General features: G+C 68.8%; 19 protein-coding genes. All 19 read left to right on the plus strand.

Translation table 11 applies throughout. The features are described 5' to 3' along the window. Positions 1-34 precede the first annotated feature (34 nt). The 19 genes from cybH (at position 35) to Q7V46_RS10745 (ending at position 16,351) form a co-directional block, all read left to right on the plus strand. Entirely contained in the window at positions 35-766 is a 732-nt protein-coding gene (cybH, locus tag Q7V46_RS10655) for a Ni/Fe-hydrogenase, b-type cytochrome subunit (protein WP_304913516.1), read from the plus strand. A gap of 112 nt (positions 767-878) precedes the next feature. Next, complete coding sequence (locus Q7V46_RS10660) at positions 879-1,226, plus strand: HigA family addiction module antitoxin (protein ID WP_304913517.1); 348 nt, start codon at positions 879-881, stop codon at positions 1,224-1,226. 20 nt (positions 1,227-1,246) lie between these two features. After that, positions 1,247-1,918: a HyaD/HybD family hydrogenase maturation endopeptidase gene (locus Q7V46_RS10665; protein WP_304913518.1), complete on the plus strand. Its 672-nt coding sequence runs from the start codon at positions 1,247-1,249 to the stop codon at positions 1,916-1,918. A 3-nt stretch (positions 1,919-1,921) separates the two neighbouring features. Continuing rightward, positions 1,922-2,227, plus strand: coding sequence for a HypC/HybG/HupF family hydrogenase formation chaperone (locus Q7V46_RS10670; protein WP_304913519.1), 306 nt, complete (start codon positions 1,922-1,924; stop codon positions 2,225-2,227). Between the two features lie 22 nt (positions 2,228-2,249). Then, positions 2,250-2,750, plus strand: coding sequence for a hydrogenase (locus Q7V46_RS10675; RefSeq protein ID WP_370690324.1), 501 nt, complete (start codon positions 2,250-2,252; stop codon positions 2,748-2,750). A 25-nt stretch (positions 2,751-2,775) separates the two neighbouring features. Then, the gene (locus tag Q7V46_RS10680; protein ID WP_304913520.1) at positions 2,776-3,657 is read left to right on the plus strand and encodes a hydrogenase expression/formation protein; all 882 of its coding nucleotides are present in this window, start codon (positions 2,776-2,778) and stop codon (positions 3,655-3,657) included. A 224-nt stretch (positions 3,658-3,881) separates the two neighbouring features. Further along, positions 3,882-4,070, plus strand: coding sequence for a rubredoxin (locus Q7V46_RS10685; RefSeq protein WP_304913582.1), 189 nt, complete (start codon positions 3,882-3,884; stop codon positions 4,068-4,070). Between the two features lie 199 nt (positions 4,071-4,269). After that, a complete protein-coding gene (gene hybE, locus Q7V46_RS10690) occupies positions 4,270-4,821 on the plus strand; it encodes a [NiFe]-hydrogenase assembly chaperone HybE (RefSeq protein WP_304913521.1) in 552 nt (183 codons plus the stop codon). Next, the gene (locus Q7V46_RS10695; protein ID WP_304913522.1) at positions 4,818-5,990 is read left to right on the plus strand and encodes a hypothetical protein; all 1,173 of its coding nucleotides are present in this window, start codon (positions 4,818-4,820) and stop codon (positions 5,988-5,990) included. The genes hybE and Q7V46_RS10695 overlap by 4 nt, the downstream gene beginning before the upstream one ends. Beyond that, positions 5,983-6,333, plus strand: a complete 351-nt coding sequence (locus Q7V46_RS10700; protein WP_304913523.1) for a hydrogenase maturation nickel metallochaperone HypA — start codon at positions 5,983-5,985, stop codon at positions 6,331-6,333. Before Q7V46_RS10695 ends, Q7V46_RS10700 begins: the two co-directional genes overlap by 8 nt. A gap of 268 nt (positions 6,334-6,601) precedes the next feature. Further along, positions 6,602-7,684: a hydrogenase nickel incorporation protein HypB gene (gene hypB / locus Q7V46_RS10705; RefSeq protein ID WP_304913524.1), complete on the plus strand. Its 1,083-nt coding sequence runs from the start codon at positions 6,602-6,604 to the stop codon at positions 7,682-7,684. Positions 7,685-7,697: 13 nt separating this feature from the next. Continuing rightward, entirely contained in the window at positions 7,698-8,849 is a 1,152-nt protein-coding gene (locus Q7V46_RS10710; RefSeq protein ID WP_304913525.1) for a carbamoyltransferase HypF, read from the plus strand. Beyond that, the gene (locus tag Q7V46_RS20005) at positions 8,840-9,247 is read left to right on the plus strand and encodes a HypC/HybG/HupF family hydrogenase formation chaperone (RefSeq protein ID WP_370690325.1); all 408 of its coding nucleotides are present in this window, start codon (positions 8,840-8,842) and stop codon (positions 9,245-9,247) included. The genes Q7V46_RS10710 and Q7V46_RS20005 overlap by 10 nt, the downstream gene beginning before the upstream one ends. Then, positions 9,244-10,476: a hydrogenase formation protein HypD gene (gene hypD, locus Q7V46_RS10720; RefSeq protein ID WP_304913526.1), complete on the plus strand. Its 1,233-nt coding sequence runs from the start codon at positions 9,244-9,246 to the stop codon at positions 10,474-10,476. Before Q7V46_RS20005 ends, hypD begins: the two co-directional genes overlap by 4 nt. Next, positions 10,473-11,570: a hydrogenase expression/formation protein HypE gene (gene hypE / locus Q7V46_RS10725; protein WP_304913527.1), complete on the plus strand. Its 1,098-nt coding sequence runs from the start codon at positions 10,473-10,475 to the stop codon at positions 11,568-11,570. Before hypD ends, hypE begins: the two co-directional genes overlap by 4 nt. A 194-nt stretch (positions 11,571-11,764) precedes the next feature. Beyond that, entirely contained in the window at positions 11,765-13,225 is a 1,461-nt protein-coding gene (locus tag Q7V46_RS10730; RefSeq protein ID WP_304913528.1) for a sigma-54 dependent transcriptional regulator, read from the plus strand. Next, positions 13,222-15,057 carry an NAD(P)H-dependent oxidoreductase subunit E gene (locus tag Q7V46_RS10735; protein WP_304913529.1) on the plus strand — a complete coding sequence of 612 codons (1,836 nt, stop codon included), beginning with the start codon at positions 13,222-13,224 and terminating at the stop codon, positions 15,055-15,057. The genes Q7V46_RS10730 and Q7V46_RS10735 overlap by 4 nt, the downstream gene beginning before the upstream one ends. Continuing rightward, entirely contained in the window at positions 15,054-15,821 is a 768-nt protein-coding gene (locus tag Q7V46_RS10740) for a 2Fe-2S iron-sulfur cluster-binding protein (protein WP_304913530.1), read from the plus strand. Before Q7V46_RS10735 ends, Q7V46_RS10740 begins: the two co-directional genes overlap by 4 nt. Continuing rightward, a complete protein-coding gene (locus Q7V46_RS10745; RefSeq protein ID WP_304913531.1) occupies positions 15,818-16,351 on the plus strand; it encodes an NADP oxidoreductase in 534 nt (177 codons plus the stop codon). The genes Q7V46_RS10740 and Q7V46_RS10745 overlap by 4 nt, the downstream gene beginning before the upstream one ends. Positions 16,352-16,355: the final 4 nt, after the last annotated feature.

Raw genomic sequence — 16,355 nt, forward strand, 5'->3', positions numbered from 1 at the left:
CCCGATCCACGGCAACCGTTATTTGGAGGCCACCATGTCCACCACATCCCCCGAACGCCTCGCCGATGTCACCGGCATCGACGAGAGTGCCGTCTCGCACGGCCAGAGCACCAAGTCCGTCTACGTGTACGAAGCGCCGGTGCGCCTCTGGCACTGGATCAACGCGGCGTCCATCACTGTGCTGGCAGTCACTGGCTACTTCATCGGCGTGCCACTGCCCACCATGCCCGGTGAAGCCAGCGACCACTACCTGATGGGCTACATCCGTTTCGCCCACTTCACCGCGGGCTACCTGCTGGCCGTGGGCCTGCTGGGTCGTGCCTACTGGGCCATCGTTGGCAACCACCACGCGCGCGAGATGTTCTGGGTGCCCATCTTCCAGAAAGCCTACTGGCATGAGGTGTTCACCATGCTCAAGTGGTACGCCTTTCTGATTCCCCGGCCCGGCCGCTACGTGGGCCACAACCCGCTGGCGCGGCTGGCCATGTTCTCGGGCTTCCTGATGCTCTCGATCTTCATGATCGTCACCGGCTTCGCGCTCTACGGCGAAGGGGCTCAGGTGGGTTCGTGGCAGGAGCGCATGTTCGGCTGGGTGATCCCGTTGTTCGGCCAGAGCCAGGACGTGCACACCTGGCACCGCATGGGCATGTGGGCGCTGATCATCTTCATCGTCCTGCATGTGTACGCCGCGATCCGCGAAGACATCATGGGCCGCCAGTCCATCGTCTCGACCATGATCTCCGGCCGTAGAACGTTCAAGGACTGACCCCCCCGCGCCGCCTTCGGCGTCACCCCCCAGGGGCGGCGCTGGAGGCCCGGCAAAGCCGGTTCCTCGGCGCCCTGAACTTCCATCCCTTCGCTCCACCAGCTTGCCCATCATGTCGCGTCTTGCTCCACATCGTCTGCACACCATCGCGTCGGTGATCCCGCCGCGGGGCGTTCCGGTGCGCACGCCCATGCACCCGGGGCGGCTGCTGGCGCGCACCTGCCTGGCGCCGCTGGGGCTGAGCCAGAGCGAGGCGGCCCGGGTGCTGGGCCTGTCGCGCCGCCGGCTGCACGAGCTGGTGCACGGCCAGCGCGCGATGTCGCCCGACACCGCCATCCGCTGCGCGCGCCAGTTCGGCATCGACGCCGGCTTCTGGCTCGCGCACCAGGCCGCCTGGGACAGCTTCCACGCCTGGAAGCGCCTGTGTTCCGGTTCGGTCACCCCTTCCGCCTCCCACTGAGTTTTTCGGGACCACCCACCATGAGCGCCCATCCGTCCGAATCCACCTGTCACCCCTGTGGTGACACCCCCGCCCGGCCACAGACCATCGTGGTGCTCGGCATCGGCAACCTGCTCTGGGCCGACGAAGGTTTTGGCGTGCGCTGCATCGAAGCGCTGCAACGCCGCTTCGAGTTCGCCGACCACGTGTCGCTCATCGACGGCGGCACGCAGGGCCTGTATTTGATCCAGCACGTGCAGGCGGCCGACGCGCTGCTGATCTTCGATGCCATCGACTACGGCCTGGAGCCCGGCACGCTGAAAGAAGTGCGCGACGATGCCGTGCCGCGTTTCATGGGCGCCAAGAAGATGAGCCTGCACCAGACCGGCTTCCAGGAAGTGCTCTCGCTCGCGCAGCTCACCGGCAAGTACCCGGCCCAGGTGCTGCTGATCGGCTGCCAGCCGCAGGAGCTGGAAGACTACGGCGGCAGCCTGCGCCCTGTGGTCAAGGCCGCGATGGAAGAGGCGCTGGCCCTGGGCGTTTCCGAAATCGCGCGCTGGGGCGGCGAGCCCGCGCCGCGCCGCACGCCGCTGGGCGAGCGCGAGGCCGTGACCATGGACGAACTCGCCCTGGCCGCCTACGAGACGCAGCGCCCAGCAGCCCAAGAAGCTTGCCGGATTGGCGACGACCGCTTCATGCCCAAGGAAGCCTGAGCCATGTGCATCGGCATGCCCATGCAGGTCACGTCCACCGAGCCCGGCCACGCCTGGTGCGAAGGCCGCGGCGAGCGCCGCCGTGTGACCACCGCGCTGGTCGGCCCGCTGGAGCCGGGCGACTGGTTGCTGGTGTTCCTGGGCGACGCGCGAGAGCGCATCGACGCCACCCGCGCGGCCGAAGTCAACAGCGCGCTGAACCTCGTGCTCGGCGCCATGCAGGGCTTCGAAGCCAGCGGCGACGCGGGCTTTTCGTTGCCCTCCCAGATGACCGCCGAGCAGTTGAAACAGCTGTCCGGCCAGACCTGAATTTCCACACACAGGAGACCCCATGAATACCGCCACAGAAACCCCCAGCCGCGCCTTTGCCCTGCCCGTGCCCGACACCAACCCCGCGCCCCCGCTGGTGATGCGCCTGGCGCGCGACTTCGGCGCCGCCTGGGTGGATGAGACCACGGTGGCCGCGTGGAGCGCAGGCGGCAGCGACCGCGTCGTGCTGCTCGCCGGCGACCCGGTGCGCTTTCCCGAAGGCCAGGACGTCGCGGCCGTGTTGCCCGAACTCATGAAGAGCTTCGCCAACCGCTTCCAGATCGCCGTGGTGCCGCGCGACCATGAAGACGCGGTGGCGCGCCGCTACGGTTCGCAACGCTGGCCCACTCTGCTGTTCTTCCGCGACGGCCAGTACGTCACCGCCATCGCCGGCATGCAGGACTGGGACGTGTACCTGAACGGTGTGGCCGCCGCGCTCACCATGCCACCCTCGCGCCCGCCCACCATCGGCATCCCGGTCGTGAGCCAGACCGGTGCGGCCACTGACGGCGGCTGCCATTGAACCGTCAGACCACCCAGGACACCCCATGAAAGACTTCCCCATCCCGCTCGTCGCCCTCGGCCCGGGCACCCAGTCCGAAGACGAGTTGCTGGACTACCTGCCCATGCCGAAAGACATGGACACCTACCGCCCGCCGTTGCTGCCCGAGCCCGAAGAGCTGGCCGGCCGCGATGCGGCCCGTGCGGTGCTGGCCCAGGTGCTGGCGTTGCTGGACCGCACGGCCGAACGTGGCCCGGGCGGCCAGTTGTCGCTGACCGCATTGCCCGCGGCCGACCTGCGGCTGGTCAACCAGATCATGGGCGAGGGTGAGGCCAGCGCCCTGGTGCGCGAGGAAGACGGCGCGCTCGAAGTGCGCATCCAGGAGTCGGTGCTCGCGGGCGTGTGGCGTCTCATCACCTTCCGCACCGTGGACGGCGAGCGCCGCCTGATCGACGACGTGATCGAGGTCGGCCCGGTGCCGGCGCTGCTGCGCGCCATCGCGGTGGACGACGTGTGGCCCCAGGGCGCCCAGCCGCAGTGGGCCGGCCCGCTGCCACCCAACGTGCAGAACGCGCCCCTGCTGGTGGAAGAAATCCGCGACCAGGTGTCTGGCTGGAAGCCCGGCCAGACCCCGCACGTGGTCAACCTCACGCTGCTGCCGGTCACGCCCGAAGACATCAGCTTTCTCGACCACCACCTGGGCACCGGCCGCGTGCTGATGCTGTCACGAGGGTACGGCAACTGCCGCATCTCCAACACGCGCCTGGCCAACTGCTGGCGCGTGGTGTACTACAACTCCATGGACAAGGTGATCCTCAACACGGTCGAGGTGGTGGACATGCCCGAAGTGGCCATGGCCGCACCCGAAGACCTGCGCGATTCACACGAGCGCCTGGCCGACGTGATGAACTACCTGGAACAGGCATGAACCCCCACGCTCCACCGCTGCGCGGATCGCTGCCCCCCGAGGGGGCTGATCCGGCTTGGGGTGGCCTGGCGCCGCGGTCTTTGAGCCCCCATGCTCCGCCGCTGCGCGGGTCGCTGCCCCCCGGGGGGGCTGATCCGGCTTGGGGCGGCCCGGCGCCGGATCGGGCGCATGCAGACCTTGCATCGGCGCAGTCCACGGGGTTCGAGGGTTTTGAAGGCTCGTACCTGGGCAACCGCGACGTGCTCCGCCCCGGCTCGCGCCTCGAATGCAAGATCTGCTGGTGGGTCTACGATCCGGCGCTCGGCGACCCGCAATGGCAGATCGCCCCCGGCACGCCGTTCGCCGATTTGCCCGCGCACTGGCGCTGCCCGAACTGCGATGGCGATGCCGAGCAGTTCCTGATGCTGGAATGATGGACATGGAACACACCCGACGCCGCAGCGCTTTTGGGCCCACACCGGCCTTCGACCTGCTCGGTGTGGGCCCAGCCTCTGCCGCCAGCCTCAGAGGGGGCTTCACTCCCTCGCCCCTCTGGGGAGAGGGTTGGGGTGAGGGGCCAGCCGCGCCAACCACCTCCGTCGCAAGCCATGCGCCGCAAGACAGAAAAAAACCATGAGCCCGCTCGACCGCAAGGACATGTCCTCGGCGTCGCCCGCCCAACTGGCCGCGCGAGTGCAATCTTTGGTGGACTTCTACCGCCACGTGCAACACGAACGCATGCAGGGCATCCCCTTGATGAACCCGGTACTGCAGGTCGAGGCGGTCGGTTTCGAATGGGCCTTTGCTCTTGAGGAAGCCGCCGAACCCGTCGCCGAAGGCATATTGATCACCCCCTGGTTCATGAGCCTGCTGCGCCTGCCCGCGATCCACCTGCCGCACGGCAACCGCGTGGGTCGCAAAGCCGTGCGCGACTTCGGCAGCGAATGCTTCGATTTCATCGGCGCCCACGACCCCGCCGTCGGTTACCACGAGACCTGTGCGTTGTTCTCCCCCATGAACGGCTTCCCCAGCCAGGACCTGGCGCGAGAAACTGCGATGGCTTCGCTGGCGCTGGTCCGTCCCACGCGCGATGCACCCGAGGTGGCGTCCATCGCAGCCGAGCCGTTGCCACCGCGACGCGCTTTCTTCATGGCCCGTCGGCCAGACGCGGGAACCGCGTTATGACCAGCGTTCTGTCCTCACTGGCAGGCAGCCTGCGCGTGGCACCGGGCGCGCCGCTGCCGCTGGCCCTGCAGAGTAGCCGCGAAGACTGGGCGCCGCGCCTGGCCCGCGGTCAGGCGGTGAGCGCCTTGCCCGGCCTGATGGCCAGCCTGTTCAACCTCTGCAGCCACGCGCACCGGCTGTGTGCCCAGCTCGCCATCGAAGCTGCCGAACCCGGCCTGCTGCCCGCGCCTCAGCAGGTGGCGCAACGCCTGCGCACCGAGACCGCGCAGGAGCACATCCGGCGCATTGGCCTGGATTGGCCACGCCTGCTGGCCGCCGAATCCGGCGCCGCGGCTACCGCCTGGGTCGACGCCGCACACGCCGCGTTGCAACGCTGCCCGCTGCTGCTGCCAGCGGCCACGCTGCCGGCCGACCCCTGGCCCGACACGCTGACCTGGCTGCAAGATCAACTGCTGCAGATGCCGGCCACCACCTGGCAACGCGCCTGGCAGGCCTGTGGCGCCGACTGGTTGCACGACTGGAGCCACCGCCACAAGGGCTGGCTCGCCGCGCTGCTGCGCGCCGCTCGCATGGCCGACTTCGCCGGTCCGCTGGATCGGGCCATTGCGCTGCGCGCCCATGCGGACGCCGATGGTCAACGCATCCTGTCCACTGCGCTGGCGCTCCAACCCGGCTTCGCGCTGCACCCGCTGTGGCAGGGCGCGAGCGCACACACCGGCAGCTGGACGCGCCTGAACGACCCGTCTGCCGACTTGCTGCTCACGCCCTGGGCGCTGCTGGGCAGCCGCATCGCCGAACTGATCCGCCTGTGCCAACCCGACGCACCGGACCAGAGCGGCGCGGGCTGGTTGTGTTTTGGCTCGCTGAGCACCGGGCCGCGCCAGGGCATGGCCTGGGTGGAGATGGCGCGTGGCCTGCTCGTGCACCAGGTGGAGATCGAAGGCGCGGATCGCGAACCGCGCGTGGCCGCTTGCCGTGTGCTCGCACCGACCGAATGGAATTTCCACCCGCAGGGTGTGGTGGCGCGACGCATCGCCGATCTGGACGCTACCGGGCCCGCCGCCATTGTAGAGCGCCGCGTGCGCCTGCTCATGGTCGCGTTCGACCCCTGTGTGCCGTTTGACGTGATGCACACGCTGCCCGCCGGTCAGGAGGTGCAACATGCATGAAGCCAGCCTCGCCGGTGGCGTGTTGCGGCTGGTCGAAGACACGGCCGTGAGCGAAGGTTTTTCGCGCCTGCTGTCGCTGCGGCTCGAAGCCGGCCAGCTCGCGGGTGTGGACGTGCGCGCCCTGCGTTTCGCGCTGGAGAGCCTGGCGCCCGGCACGGTGCTCGACGGTGCGCAGATCGATATCGAAGAACCGCCCGGCCAGGCCTGGTGCATGGGCTGCGCCCAGACCGTGGCCATCAACCGGCGCGGTGACGCCTGCCCGAGTTGCGGCGGCTACCAGTTGCAACCTACGGGCGGCATGGAATTGCGTGTCATCGACATGCAAGTCAGTGATGATGGATAGGAAGCACCCCCTGCGCCGCTTCGCTCGCCTTGCAGGCCGCGACATCGCCGGAGGCGATGCCTCTTCGTCCCGTCCAAGCCTGCGCAGGCAGGCTTGGGAGCCGCGGTCCTCAGCCCCCTCTCTCGCCTGCGGCGGGATGGGGACGCCCCCTGTGGCCTGGCGAAGCCAGTTCCACGGGGGCGCTGGAGGGCGTCCCTTCGCTTCGAGTGGTTCGGGTGGCGCGCAGCGCATTCGGTCACTACCATGACCCTCAATCAGGAGAACCAACATGTGTGTCGTATGCGGATGCAGTGACAACAGCCCGGCCCATGCCCGGCATATTCAGACCCACGCGGGCGAGGCCGGTGTGGTGCAGGCGAACCCCGGCAACGGCGACCTGCACTTCGGTGCCGGCGCGGCCCGCGTCTCGGTGCCTGGCATGAGCCAGGCGCGCGCCATCAAGCTGGAGACCGACATCCTCGGCGCCAACAACCGTGTGGCGTTGCAGAACCGCACGCACTTTGAAGCGCACTTTGTTACCGCGCTCAACCTCGTGTCCAGTCCGGGCTCGGGCAAGACCACGCTGCTCTGCGCGACCATCGAAGCGCTCAAGACCCACGCGCCCGGCCTGCACGTCGCGGTGATCGAGGGCGACCAGCAGACCAGCTTCGACGCCGACCGTATCCGCGCCACCGGCGCGCCCGCGATCCAGGTCAACACCGGCAAAGGCTGCCACCTCGACGCGCCCATGGTGAGCGCAGCGTTTGCGCAGCTGCACGACCACGGTCATCACGGCCACGACCACCACGCGCATGGGCATCACGATCACCATCACGGTGACGAACACAGCCTGCTGTTCATCGAAAACGTGGGCAACCTCGTCTGCCCCGCCGTGTGGGACCTGGGCGAAGCCGCCAAGGTGGCCATCCTCTCGGTGACCGAGGGCGAAGACAAGCCGCTCAAGTACCCCGACATGTTCGCGGCTTCCCAACTCATGGTGCTCAACAAGATCGACCTGCTGCCGCACGTGAAGTTTGACGTGACGCGCTGCATCGAACTCGCGCGGCGTGTGAACCCCGCCATCGAGATCCTCCAGGTCTCGGCCACCACCGGCGAAGGCATGGACGCCTGGCTGCACTGGCTTGACCACGAAATCCATCGCCCCCACGCTCCGCCGCTGCGCGGGTCGCTGCCTCCCGAGGGGGATGGTTTCGCCTTGGGGCGGCCCGGCGGCGAAACCGGCCACGGCCATCACCGCCGCGAAGAACCCGTGCCATCGGCATCGGAAGCCGCGTTGCGTGATCGTGTGGCGCAGCTCGAAGCTGAACTCGCGCAAGCGCGCGCAGCGTTGTCAACAGACGCCACGCTCTGACACTGGCCCAACGATGAACCGAGCCGCATTGCCCACCGTGCTCGCCTGCGGCGCCTGGCTGAAGAACGCCGCCTGCCTGCTGGTGGACGGCGCGCCGCTGTGGTCGGTGGTGCATGGCGACCTCAGCGACCCGGTGGCCTGCGCCGCGCTCGAAGCTTCGGTGCAGCGCCTGCTGACCGAACACGGCGCACCCATCGCGGCGGTGGCGCACGACCTGCACCCCGACTTCTTCAGCACCCAGCTCGCGGTGCAGCTCGCCGCTGCGCTCGGCGTGCCCGCCATCGGCGTGCAGCACCACCACGCGCACATCGCGGCGGTGGTGGCAGAACACCGCATCGAAGGCCCTGTCATCGGCCTCGCGCTCGACGGCGTGGGCCTGGGCACAGACGGGCAAGCCTGGGGCGGTGAACTGCTCTGGTTGGACGGCGCACATTGGCAGCGCCTGGGTCATCTGGTGCCGCTGGCCTTGCCTGGTGGCGACCGCGCCGCAAAGGAACCTTGGCGCATGGCGGCCAGCGCCTTGCACGCACTCGGCCGTGGCGATCAGATCCCTTGCCGCTTTGCGCCGCAGGTCGGTGAAGCCGTGGCTGCGGGCGTGCAGCAGATGCTGGCCAAGAACCTGAACTGCCCGGCCACCAGCAGCACTGGCCGCTGGTTCGACGCCGCAGCCGGCGCGTTGGGCCTGAGCGTACGTCAGACCGACGAGGCACAAGCCGCTATCGCGCTCGAAGCTGCCGCAGCGCGCTGGCTCGCACGACACCCCCACACCGCGCCGCTACCCGGCGCAGTTATCGACACCCAGAACCGCCTCGATTTGCGCGGCCTCATGCCCGCGCTGTTCAACGCCGCTCCCGATGGCGTGGACGCCGCTGCTGCGGGCTTCCATCTCGCGCTGGCCGACGCGCTGGCCGACTGGGCCATCCGCGCTGCGCGTGATCAAGGCAGCGCTACCGTCTGCCTCGGTGGTGGCTGCTTCTTCAACGCCATCCTGCGCGAGCGCCTGACCGCGCGCCTGCAGGCGGCGGGACTCGCCGTGTTCTGTCCGCTCGACAAGGGCTGCGGCGACGCCAGCCTCGCGCTCGGCCAGGCCTGCGTCGTGGCACAGCAACTGACCGCGACCACCTCACTAGAAACAACCACGAAGGAAACCGCACCATGTGCCTAGCCATTCCCGCGCTTCTGGTGGAGCTGCGTCCCAACGACCAGGCCGTGGTCAACCTCGGGGGCATCCGCAAGGAAATCTCGATCGCGCTCCTGGCCGACGTGCAGGTGGGCGACTACGTGATCGTCCACGTGGGCCACGCCATCGGCGTGATCGACCCCGAAGAAGCTGAACGCACCTTGACGCTCTTTGCCGAGCTGGCGGCCAGCGTGGAGGAAGGACCCAGCGCCGGGCCGCCCCAAGCGGGGCCAGCCCCCTCGGGGGGCAGCGAACCACACGAAGTGGGGAGTGTGGGGGCGCATGCAGAGCCCAGCGCCGGGCCGCCCCAAGCGGGGCCAGGCCCCTCGGGGGGCAATGAACCACTCGCAGCGGGGAGTGTGGGGGCGGAGGTCTTTTCGTGAAATACATCGACGAATTCCGCGACGGCGCGCTGGCGCGCCAGATTGCCGAGCGCATCGCAGCCGAGGTCCGACCCGATCACCCATACCGGTTCATGGAGTTCTGTGGCGGCCACACACACGCCATCAGCCGTTATGGCGTGCTGGAGCTGCTACCGTCCAACGTGCGCATGATCCACGGCCCGGGTTGCCCGGTCTGTGTGCTGCCCATCGGCCGGGTGGACCTGGCGATTCGGCTCGCGCTGCAGCACGACGTGATCCTCTGCACCTACGGCGACACCATGCGGGTGCCGGCGTCCGACAACCTTTCGCTCACCAAAGCCAAGGCGCGCGGGGGTGATATCCGCATGGTCTATTCCGCCGCCGACGCACTGCAGCTGGCACGCGCGAACCCCGAGAAACAGGTGGTGTTCTTCGCCATCGGGTTTGAAACCACGACGCCCCCGACCGCGCTGGTGATCCGCGACGCGGCACGCGAAGGCCTGCAGAACTTCAGCGTGATGTGCAGCCACGTGCTGACCCCGCCCGCGATCCGCGCGATCCTCGATGGTGGCCGACCCAGCGCCGGGCCGCCCCAAGAGGGGTCAGCCCCCTCGGGGGGCAGCGACCCACGCGAAGCGGGGGAGCGTGGGGGTGATGTTTCGCATGAGACCGCCGAGATTGAAGGCTTCGTCGGCCCGGCGCATGTGAGCATCATCATCGGCTCCGACCCGTACGCGAAGTTCGCGACCGAGTACCAGAAGCCCGTGGTCATCGCGGGCTTCGAACCACTCGATGTGCTGCAGGCGATCCTGATGCTGGTACGTCAGGTGAATGATGGCCGCGCCGAGGTGGAGAACGAGTTCATCCGAGCTGTCACGCCCGAAGGCAACCGCAACGCGCAGGCGCTGATGGACGAGATCTTCGAGTTGCGCGAAGCCTTCGAATGGCGCGGTCTGGGCACCATGCCACTCTCGGCCCTGCGCATCCGTGACCGATACCAGACGTTTGACGCCGAACATCGCTTCCATCTGGTCTACAAGGCTGTGCCGGACAACAAGGCCTGCGAATGCGGTGCCATCCTGCGCGGCGTGAAAGAGCCGCGCGACTGCAAGATCTTCGGCACCGTCTGCACACCCGAGAACCCGGTGGGCTCATGCATGGTGTCGAGCGAAGGCGCCTGCGCCGCGCACTACACCTACGGCCGCTTCAGAGATATCCCGGTGGTTGCTGCCGCAGAGGAGGCCGCATGAAAGTGGACCACGACAACCCACCCGCCAAGGCCACGGTGAAAAAGAACTACACCCGCCCGCTGGACATCAAACACGGCCGTATCGACATGGGCCACGGCGCCGGCGGCAAGGCCGCGGCGCAGCTGATCGAGGAGCTGTTCCTGCCCGCGCTGGACAACCCTTTCCTGCGACAGGGCGACGACGGCGCCGCGCTGCCGCTGCCGGCCTTCGATCCCGCCGAAGGGCGGCTGGTGATGGCCACCGACGGCCACGTGGTCTCGCCGATCTTCTTTCCCGGCGGCGACCTCGGTTGCCTGTCGGTGCACGGCACGGTGAATGACGTGGCCATGATGGGCGCGACACCGCTGTACCTGAGCGCGAGCTTCATCATCGAAGAAGGTTTCCCGCTGGTCGACCTGCAGTGCATCGTCCAGTCCATGGGCCGTGCCGCGCGCGAGGCCGGTGTGCCGGTGGTCACGGGCGACACCAAGGTGGTGGAAAAAGGCAAGGGCGACGGCGTGTTCATCAGCACCACCGGCGTGGGCGTGTTGGCGCCGGGTGTGTCCGTCAGCGGGCGCCACGCGCGCGCGGGCGATGTGGTCCTGCTCTCCGGCACCATTGGCGACCACGGCGTGGCCGTGCTGTCGCAGCGCGAGTCGCTGGCATTCGAGACCACCATTGAGAGCGACACCGCCGCGCTGCACACGCTGGTGGCCGATCTCATGGCCACGGTGCCCGGCGCGGTGCGCGTGCTGCGCGACCCCACGCGCGGTGGGCTTGCCACCACGTTGAACGAAATCGCGCGCCAGTCCGGCGTGGGCATGCGGCTGCAGGAAGCGGCCATCCCGGTGAAGCCGCAGGTGGACGCGGCCTGCGAGCTGCTGGGGCTGGACCCGCTGTATGTGGCCAATGAAGGCAAGCTGATCGCCATCGTCGCGCCCGAGGCGGCCGACGCTGCGCTCGCCGCGCTGCGCGCGCACCCGCTGGGCCAGGACGCGGCGCGCATCGGCGAAGTGATCACCGATCCGCACCACTTTGTGCAGATGGACACGCGCTTCGGGGGTCGCAGGGTGGTGGACTGGCTCAGCGGTGAGCAACTGCCGAGGATCTGTTGACCCCCCGCGCCGCCTGCGGCGTCACCCCCCAGGGGGCGGCACCTGAGGCCCGGCGAAGCCGGTTCCTCGGTGCCCTGGGTGTTGCGCTGCACGCGCTCCGGGGTGTGCTTCTTGACTTGCGGCGCCACTGGACGGGAGCGACCTCATTGCCAGTTGCACTCCTACAATGACCCATCACCCCGACACCTGCCACCGTGACACCACCACCGCTTCATGATGTGCTGCCCACCGTGCTTGTGGTGGACGACGAGGTGCGTTCGCAGGACGCGATGCGGCGCACGCTGGACGAGGACTTCACCGTCTTCACCGCGAGCAGCGCCGAAGAGGCGCGGGGCTTGCTGGAGCGCCAGGCGGTGAGCGTGATCCTGTGCGACCAGCGCATGCCGGGCATGACAGGCGTGACCTTTCTCAAGGAAGTGCGCGAGCTGTGGCCGGAAACCGTGCGCATGGTGATTTCGGGCTACACCGATTCCGAAGACATCATCGCCGGTATCAACGAGGCCGGCATCTACCAGTACATCCTCAAGCCCTGGGCGCCCGACCACCTGCTCGACTCGGTGCGCAACGCGGTGGAAGCGCAGAGCCTGCAGCGCCAGACCAGCCGGCTCGACCTGGAGCTGCGCACCAGCAACCGTGTGCTGCGCCAGCGCACGGCCACGCAGATGGCGCAGGCCCGCAACAGCTTCGGTTTTGAGCGCATCGTGCGCGCACCGGGCAGCCCGCTCGATCATGTGTGCGCCATGGCTGAGCGTGTGGCCCGTTACGACATCCCGGTGCTGGTGCTGGGCGAGTCAGGCACCGGCAAGGAGCTGCTGGCGCGCGCCATCCACTACGCATCACCCCGGTTCAACGGACCCTTTGTGGTGGAAAACTGCGCAGCCATTCCCGACACCCTGCTCGAATCCGAACTCTTCGGGCACAAGCGCGGTGCCTTCACCGGCGCGTTCGAAGACCACCTGGGCCTGTTCCAGCGCGGCGACGGCGGCACGGTGTTTCTTGACGAAATAGGCGAGACCTCGCCGGCCTTTCAGGTCAAGCTGCTGCGCGTGCTGCAAGAGGGGGAAGTGCGACCCGTGGGCGGTGCGCGCCCGGTGCCGGTGGACGTGCGCGTGATCGCGGCCACGCACCGCCAGCTGGAGCAGCGCGTGCGCGATGGCCTGTTCCGCGAAGACCTGTACTACCGCATCGCCGGCATCACCATCACCGTGCCGCCGCTGCGCGAGCGCGTGGCCGACATTCCGTCGATCGCGCACCAGCTGGCCCTGGACGTGGCGGTCGAACTCGGTCACCCGGGTGCCATGCTGCCCGACGAGACTCTGGCCTGTCTGCTGGCCTATTCCTGGCCCGGCAATATCCGCGAATTGCGCAACGAGATCGCGCGCGCCATGGCCTTGCACGACGGCGCGCAGTTACCACCCGCTGCGTTTTCACCGCGCGTGCTGCAGGGCCGCACCTCGGGCTCGGCCAGCGACCTCACGGCCGCCATTCCGCAGAGCGGCACGCTGGGCGAACGTCTGGACGTGATCGAAGCCATGCTGCTGCGAGAGACCCTTCTGCGCCACCGCTGGAACAAGACGCGTGCCTCCGCCGAGCTGGGGCTCTCGCGCGTGGGTTTGCGCGCCAAGATGCAACGCTTCGGTCTCGACAAGCCATGACCGCATTCGACCAGCCCCTTGCCTTCCACGCTGCCGATGCGGTGCTCGCCCGCTGGGGCCACGACCCGCACGCGCTCGTTCAGGTGCTGCGCGAAACGCAGGCACAGACCCACTGGCTGCCACGCGACTTGCTGGCGCACATCGCGCAGGCGCTGCGCCTGCCGTTGGCCCAGGTTGAAGGCGTGGCCACCTTCTACCGTTTCTTCCACACGCGGCCCGTGGGTCGGCTGCGGGTGCTGTTCTCCGACAACATCACCGACCGTTTGCTCGGCAGCGAGGCCTTGTTGTCCCGGCTCTGCGAGCGGCTGGGCGTGGTGCCCGGCCAGATCGATGCCCAGGGCCGGTTCAGCGTCGACCGGGCGTCGTGCACCGGCCTGTGCGACCAGGGTCCGGCACTGCTGATCAACCACCACCAGGTCATCACCCGCCTCGATGCCGACCGCATCGAGGCGCTTGCCGCGCTCATGCTGTCCGAAGTGCCGGTGGACGACTGGCCCACCGAGTGGTTCCGCGTGGACAACACGGTGCACCGCGCCGATGCGCTGCTGACCGGGCTGCCGGCGGACGCGCCGGGCTTGTCCACCGTGATCGCGCGCGAACCGCAGGCCCTGCTGGACGACCTGGCCCGGTCCGGCCTGCGCGGCCGCGGCGGCGCTGGCTTCCCGACCGCGCGCAAGTGGCAGGCTTGCCGAGACGCTGACAGCGATGCCAGCGGCCCGCAGCGCTGCGTGGTCTGCAACGCCGACGAAGGCGAGCCCGGCACCTTCAAGGACCGCGCCCTGCTCAGCGAGCACGCCGACGCGGTGTTCGATGGCATGACCATCGCCGCGCGCGCCATCGGCGCGCAGCAGGGCTGGCTCTACCTGCGCGGCGAATACCGCTACCTGCTGCCACAGCTGCAGGCGGTGCTGGAGCGCCGCCGCGCCAGCGGGCTGCTCGGCGCCAACGCCGCCGGCTTGGCCGGGTTTGGTTTCGACATCGGTATCCACCTCGGCGCCGGGGCCTACGTCTGCGGCGAAGAATCGGCCCTGATCGAATCGCTGGAGGGCAAGCGCGGCTCGCCGCGCATCCGCCCGCCGTTTCCGGTGGAGCGCGGCTACCTGGGGCGCCCGACCGTCGTCAACAACGTCGAGACCTTCTGCGCCGTGGCGCACATCGCGCGGCGTGGTGGCGACTGGTGGTCCGGCATCGGCCTCGCGTCGTCCACCGGCACCAAGATCCACTCGGTCTCGGGCGACTGCGAGCGCCCGGGCCTCTACGAATACCCGCTGGGCACGCCGATCGCGCGCATCCTGGCCGACTGCGGCGCCCACGATGCCCAGGCGGTGCAGGTGGGCGGCCCCTCGGGCACCTGCGTGCCCGCGTCGGGGTTTCAGCGGCGCATCGCCTTCGACGACGTGCCCAGCGCTGGCGCCTTCATGGTCTTCAACGGCACGCGCGACCTGTTTGAGGTGGCGCGCCACTTTGCCCGCTTCTTCGCACACGAGAGTTGCGGCCTGTGCACGCCCTGCCGCGTGGGCACCGAGCTGGTGGTGCGGCGGCTGGACAAGCTCGCGCTGGCACGCGGCGCCGGCCGCGGCTCGGCCTTCGACCTGCAACGCCTGCACGAGCTGGACGAGCTGTTGCACAGCGGCACACACTGCGGCCTCGGCGCCTCGGCCTGCAACCCGCTGCGCGACACGCTGGCCCATTTCGGAGAGGTCTACACATCGCGCACGGGCACGCCGCAGTTCGAGCCCGAATTCGATCTCGACGCCGAGCTTTCGGCGGCCCGGCGTGTTACCGGTCGCACCGACTCTGGCGCACATCTCGATACGGAGCACAAGTCATGAACAGCCCCCACGCTCCGCCGCTGCGCGGGTCGCTGCCCCCCGAGGGGGCTGATCCCGGCTTGGGGCGGCCCGGCGCCGGATCGGTCAACAGTTTCAGCTTCGACGGCCAGCCCGTGCCCCTGCAGCCCGGCGACACCATCCTGCAGGCCGCGCAGCGCGCCGGCCACGAGGTGCCCCACCTGTGCTGGCACTCCGAGGTCTCGGCCAGCGCTTCCTGCCGGATCTGCACGGTGCACGTGGACGGCCGGCCCGTGGCAGCCTGCACCACTGCCGCCGCCGCGGGCCAACGCGTGGACTGCCACACCGCCGACCTGCGCGCGCAGCGCCTGCGCCTGCTGCAGATGCTCTTCGTCGAAGGCAACCACTTCTGCCCCGGCTGCGAAAAAAGCGGCGACTGCCTGTTGCAGCACCAGGCCGAACGCGCCGGCATGACCGACCTGCATTTCGAGACCCTGAATCCCGAGCGCCCGGTCGACGCCAGCCACCCCGACGTGCTGTTCGAGCCCAACCGCTGCATCCTCTGCCAGCTCTGCGTGCGCGCCAGCGACGAACTCGACGGCAAGCAGGTCTTCGCCATCGGCGGCCATGGCATCGGCACCCGCCTGCTGATCAACAGCGACAGCGGCCGGCTCGGCGACAGCGCGCTCTCGGTGGACGACCGCGCCGCCCATATCTGCCCGGTCGGCGCGCTGCTGCCCAAGCGGGTCGGCTTTGCGGTGCCCATCGGTCAACGGACGTTTGACAACGGGGAGACGCGCGGATGAGCATAGACACACCCATCCCCCGCAAGCTGCGCGTCGCCACGGTCTCGCTGGCCGGCTGCTTCGGTTGCCACATGTCCTTTCTCGACATCGACGAGCGCCTGTTCGAACTGATCGAGCACATCACATTCGACCGCTCGCCGCTGACCGACATCAAGACCGTGGGGCCGTGCGACATCGGCCTGGTCGAGGGCGGCCTGTGCAACGCCGAGAACGTCGAGGTGCTGCGGGCGTTCCGGGCCAACTGCCGTGTGCTCGTGGCGGTGGGCGCCTGCGCCATCTCCGGTGGACTGCCCGCCCTGCGCAACCACCTCGATGTCGGGGACATGCTGCAGGCCGTGTACGGCACCGTGCCCAATGACCCCGAACTGCCGTTGCCACTCAACAAGGTGCACCCTGTCCACGAGGTGGTGCGCATCGACCACTCACTGCCCGGCTGCCCGCCATCGGCCGATGCGTTCTGGCAGTTTTTGCAGGACACCATTGCCGGGCGCGAACCCGACTTGTCTAAAGGCCTGATCCGTTATGACTGACAGT

The sequence above is a fragment of the Hydrogenophaga sp. genome, from assembly GCF_030651625.1.
Classification (GTDB): Bacteria; Pseudomonadota; Gammaproteobacteria; order Burkholderiales; family Burkholderiaceae_C; genus Hydrogenophaga.

Excerpts from the sequence above, each read along its gene's own strand:
- Q7V46_RS10695 (WP_304913522.1), top strand. The coding sequence starts at position 4,818 with ATGACCAGCGTTCTGTCCTCACTGGCAGGCAGCCTGCGCGTGGCACCG.
- Q7V46_RS10660 (WP_304913517.1), top strand. The coding sequence starts at position 879 with ATGTCGCGTCTTGCTCCACATCGTCTGCACACCATCGCGTCGGTGATC.
- cybH (WP_304913516.1), top strand. The coding sequence starts at position 35 with ATGTCCACCACATCCCCCGAACGCCTCGCCGATGTCACCGGCATCGAC.
- hypB (WP_304913524.1), top strand. The coding sequence starts at position 6,602 with ATGTGTGTCGTATGCGGATGCAGTGACAACAGCCCGGCCCATGCCCGG.
- hypE (WP_304913527.1), top strand. The coding sequence starts at position 10,473 with ATGAAAGTGGACCACGACAACCCACCCGCCAAGGCCACGGTGAAAAAG.
- Q7V46_RS10740 (WP_304913530.1), top strand. The coding sequence starts at position 15,054 with ATGAACAGCCCCCACGCTCCGCCGCTGCGCGGGTCGCTGCCCCCCGAG.
- Q7V46_RS10670 (WP_304913519.1), top strand. The coding sequence starts at position 1,922 with ATGTGCATCGGCATGCCCATGCAGGTCACGTCCACCGAGCCCGGCCAC.
- hybE (WP_304913521.1), top strand. The coding sequence starts at position 4,270 with ATGAGCCCGCTCGACCGCAAGGACATGTCCTCGGCGTCGCCCGCCCAA.
- Q7V46_RS10675 (WP_370690324.1), top strand. The coding sequence starts at position 2,250 with ATGAATACCGCCACAGAAACCCCCAGCCGCGCCTTTGCCCTGCCCGTG.
- Q7V46_RS10745 (WP_304913531.1), top strand. The coding sequence starts at position 15,818 with ATGAGCATAGACACACCCATCCCCCGCAAGCTGCGCGTCGCCACGGTC.
- Q7V46_RS10680 (WP_304913520.1), top strand. The coding sequence starts at position 2,776 with ATGAAAGACTTCCCCATCCCGCTCGTCGCCCTCGGCCCGGGCACCCAG.
- Q7V46_RS20005 (WP_370690325.1), top strand. The coding sequence starts at position 8,840 with ATGTGCCTAGCCATTCCCGCGCTTCTGGTGGAGCTGCGTCCCAACGAC.
- Q7V46_RS10700 (WP_304913523.1), top strand. The coding sequence starts at position 5,983 with ATGCATGAAGCCAGCCTCGCCGGTGGCGTGTTGCGGCTGGTCGAAGAC.
- Q7V46_RS10665 (WP_304913518.1), top strand. The coding sequence starts at position 1,247 with ATGAGCGCCCATCCGTCCGAATCCACCTGTCACCCCTGTGGTGACACC.
- Q7V46_RS10710 (WP_304913525.1), top strand. The coding sequence starts at position 7,698 with ATGAACCGAGCCGCATTGCCCACCGTGCTCGCCTGCGGCGCCTGGCTG.
- Q7V46_RS10735 (WP_304913529.1), top strand. The coding sequence starts at position 13,222 with ATGACCGCATTCGACCAGCCCCTTGCCTTCCACGCTGCCGATGCGGTG.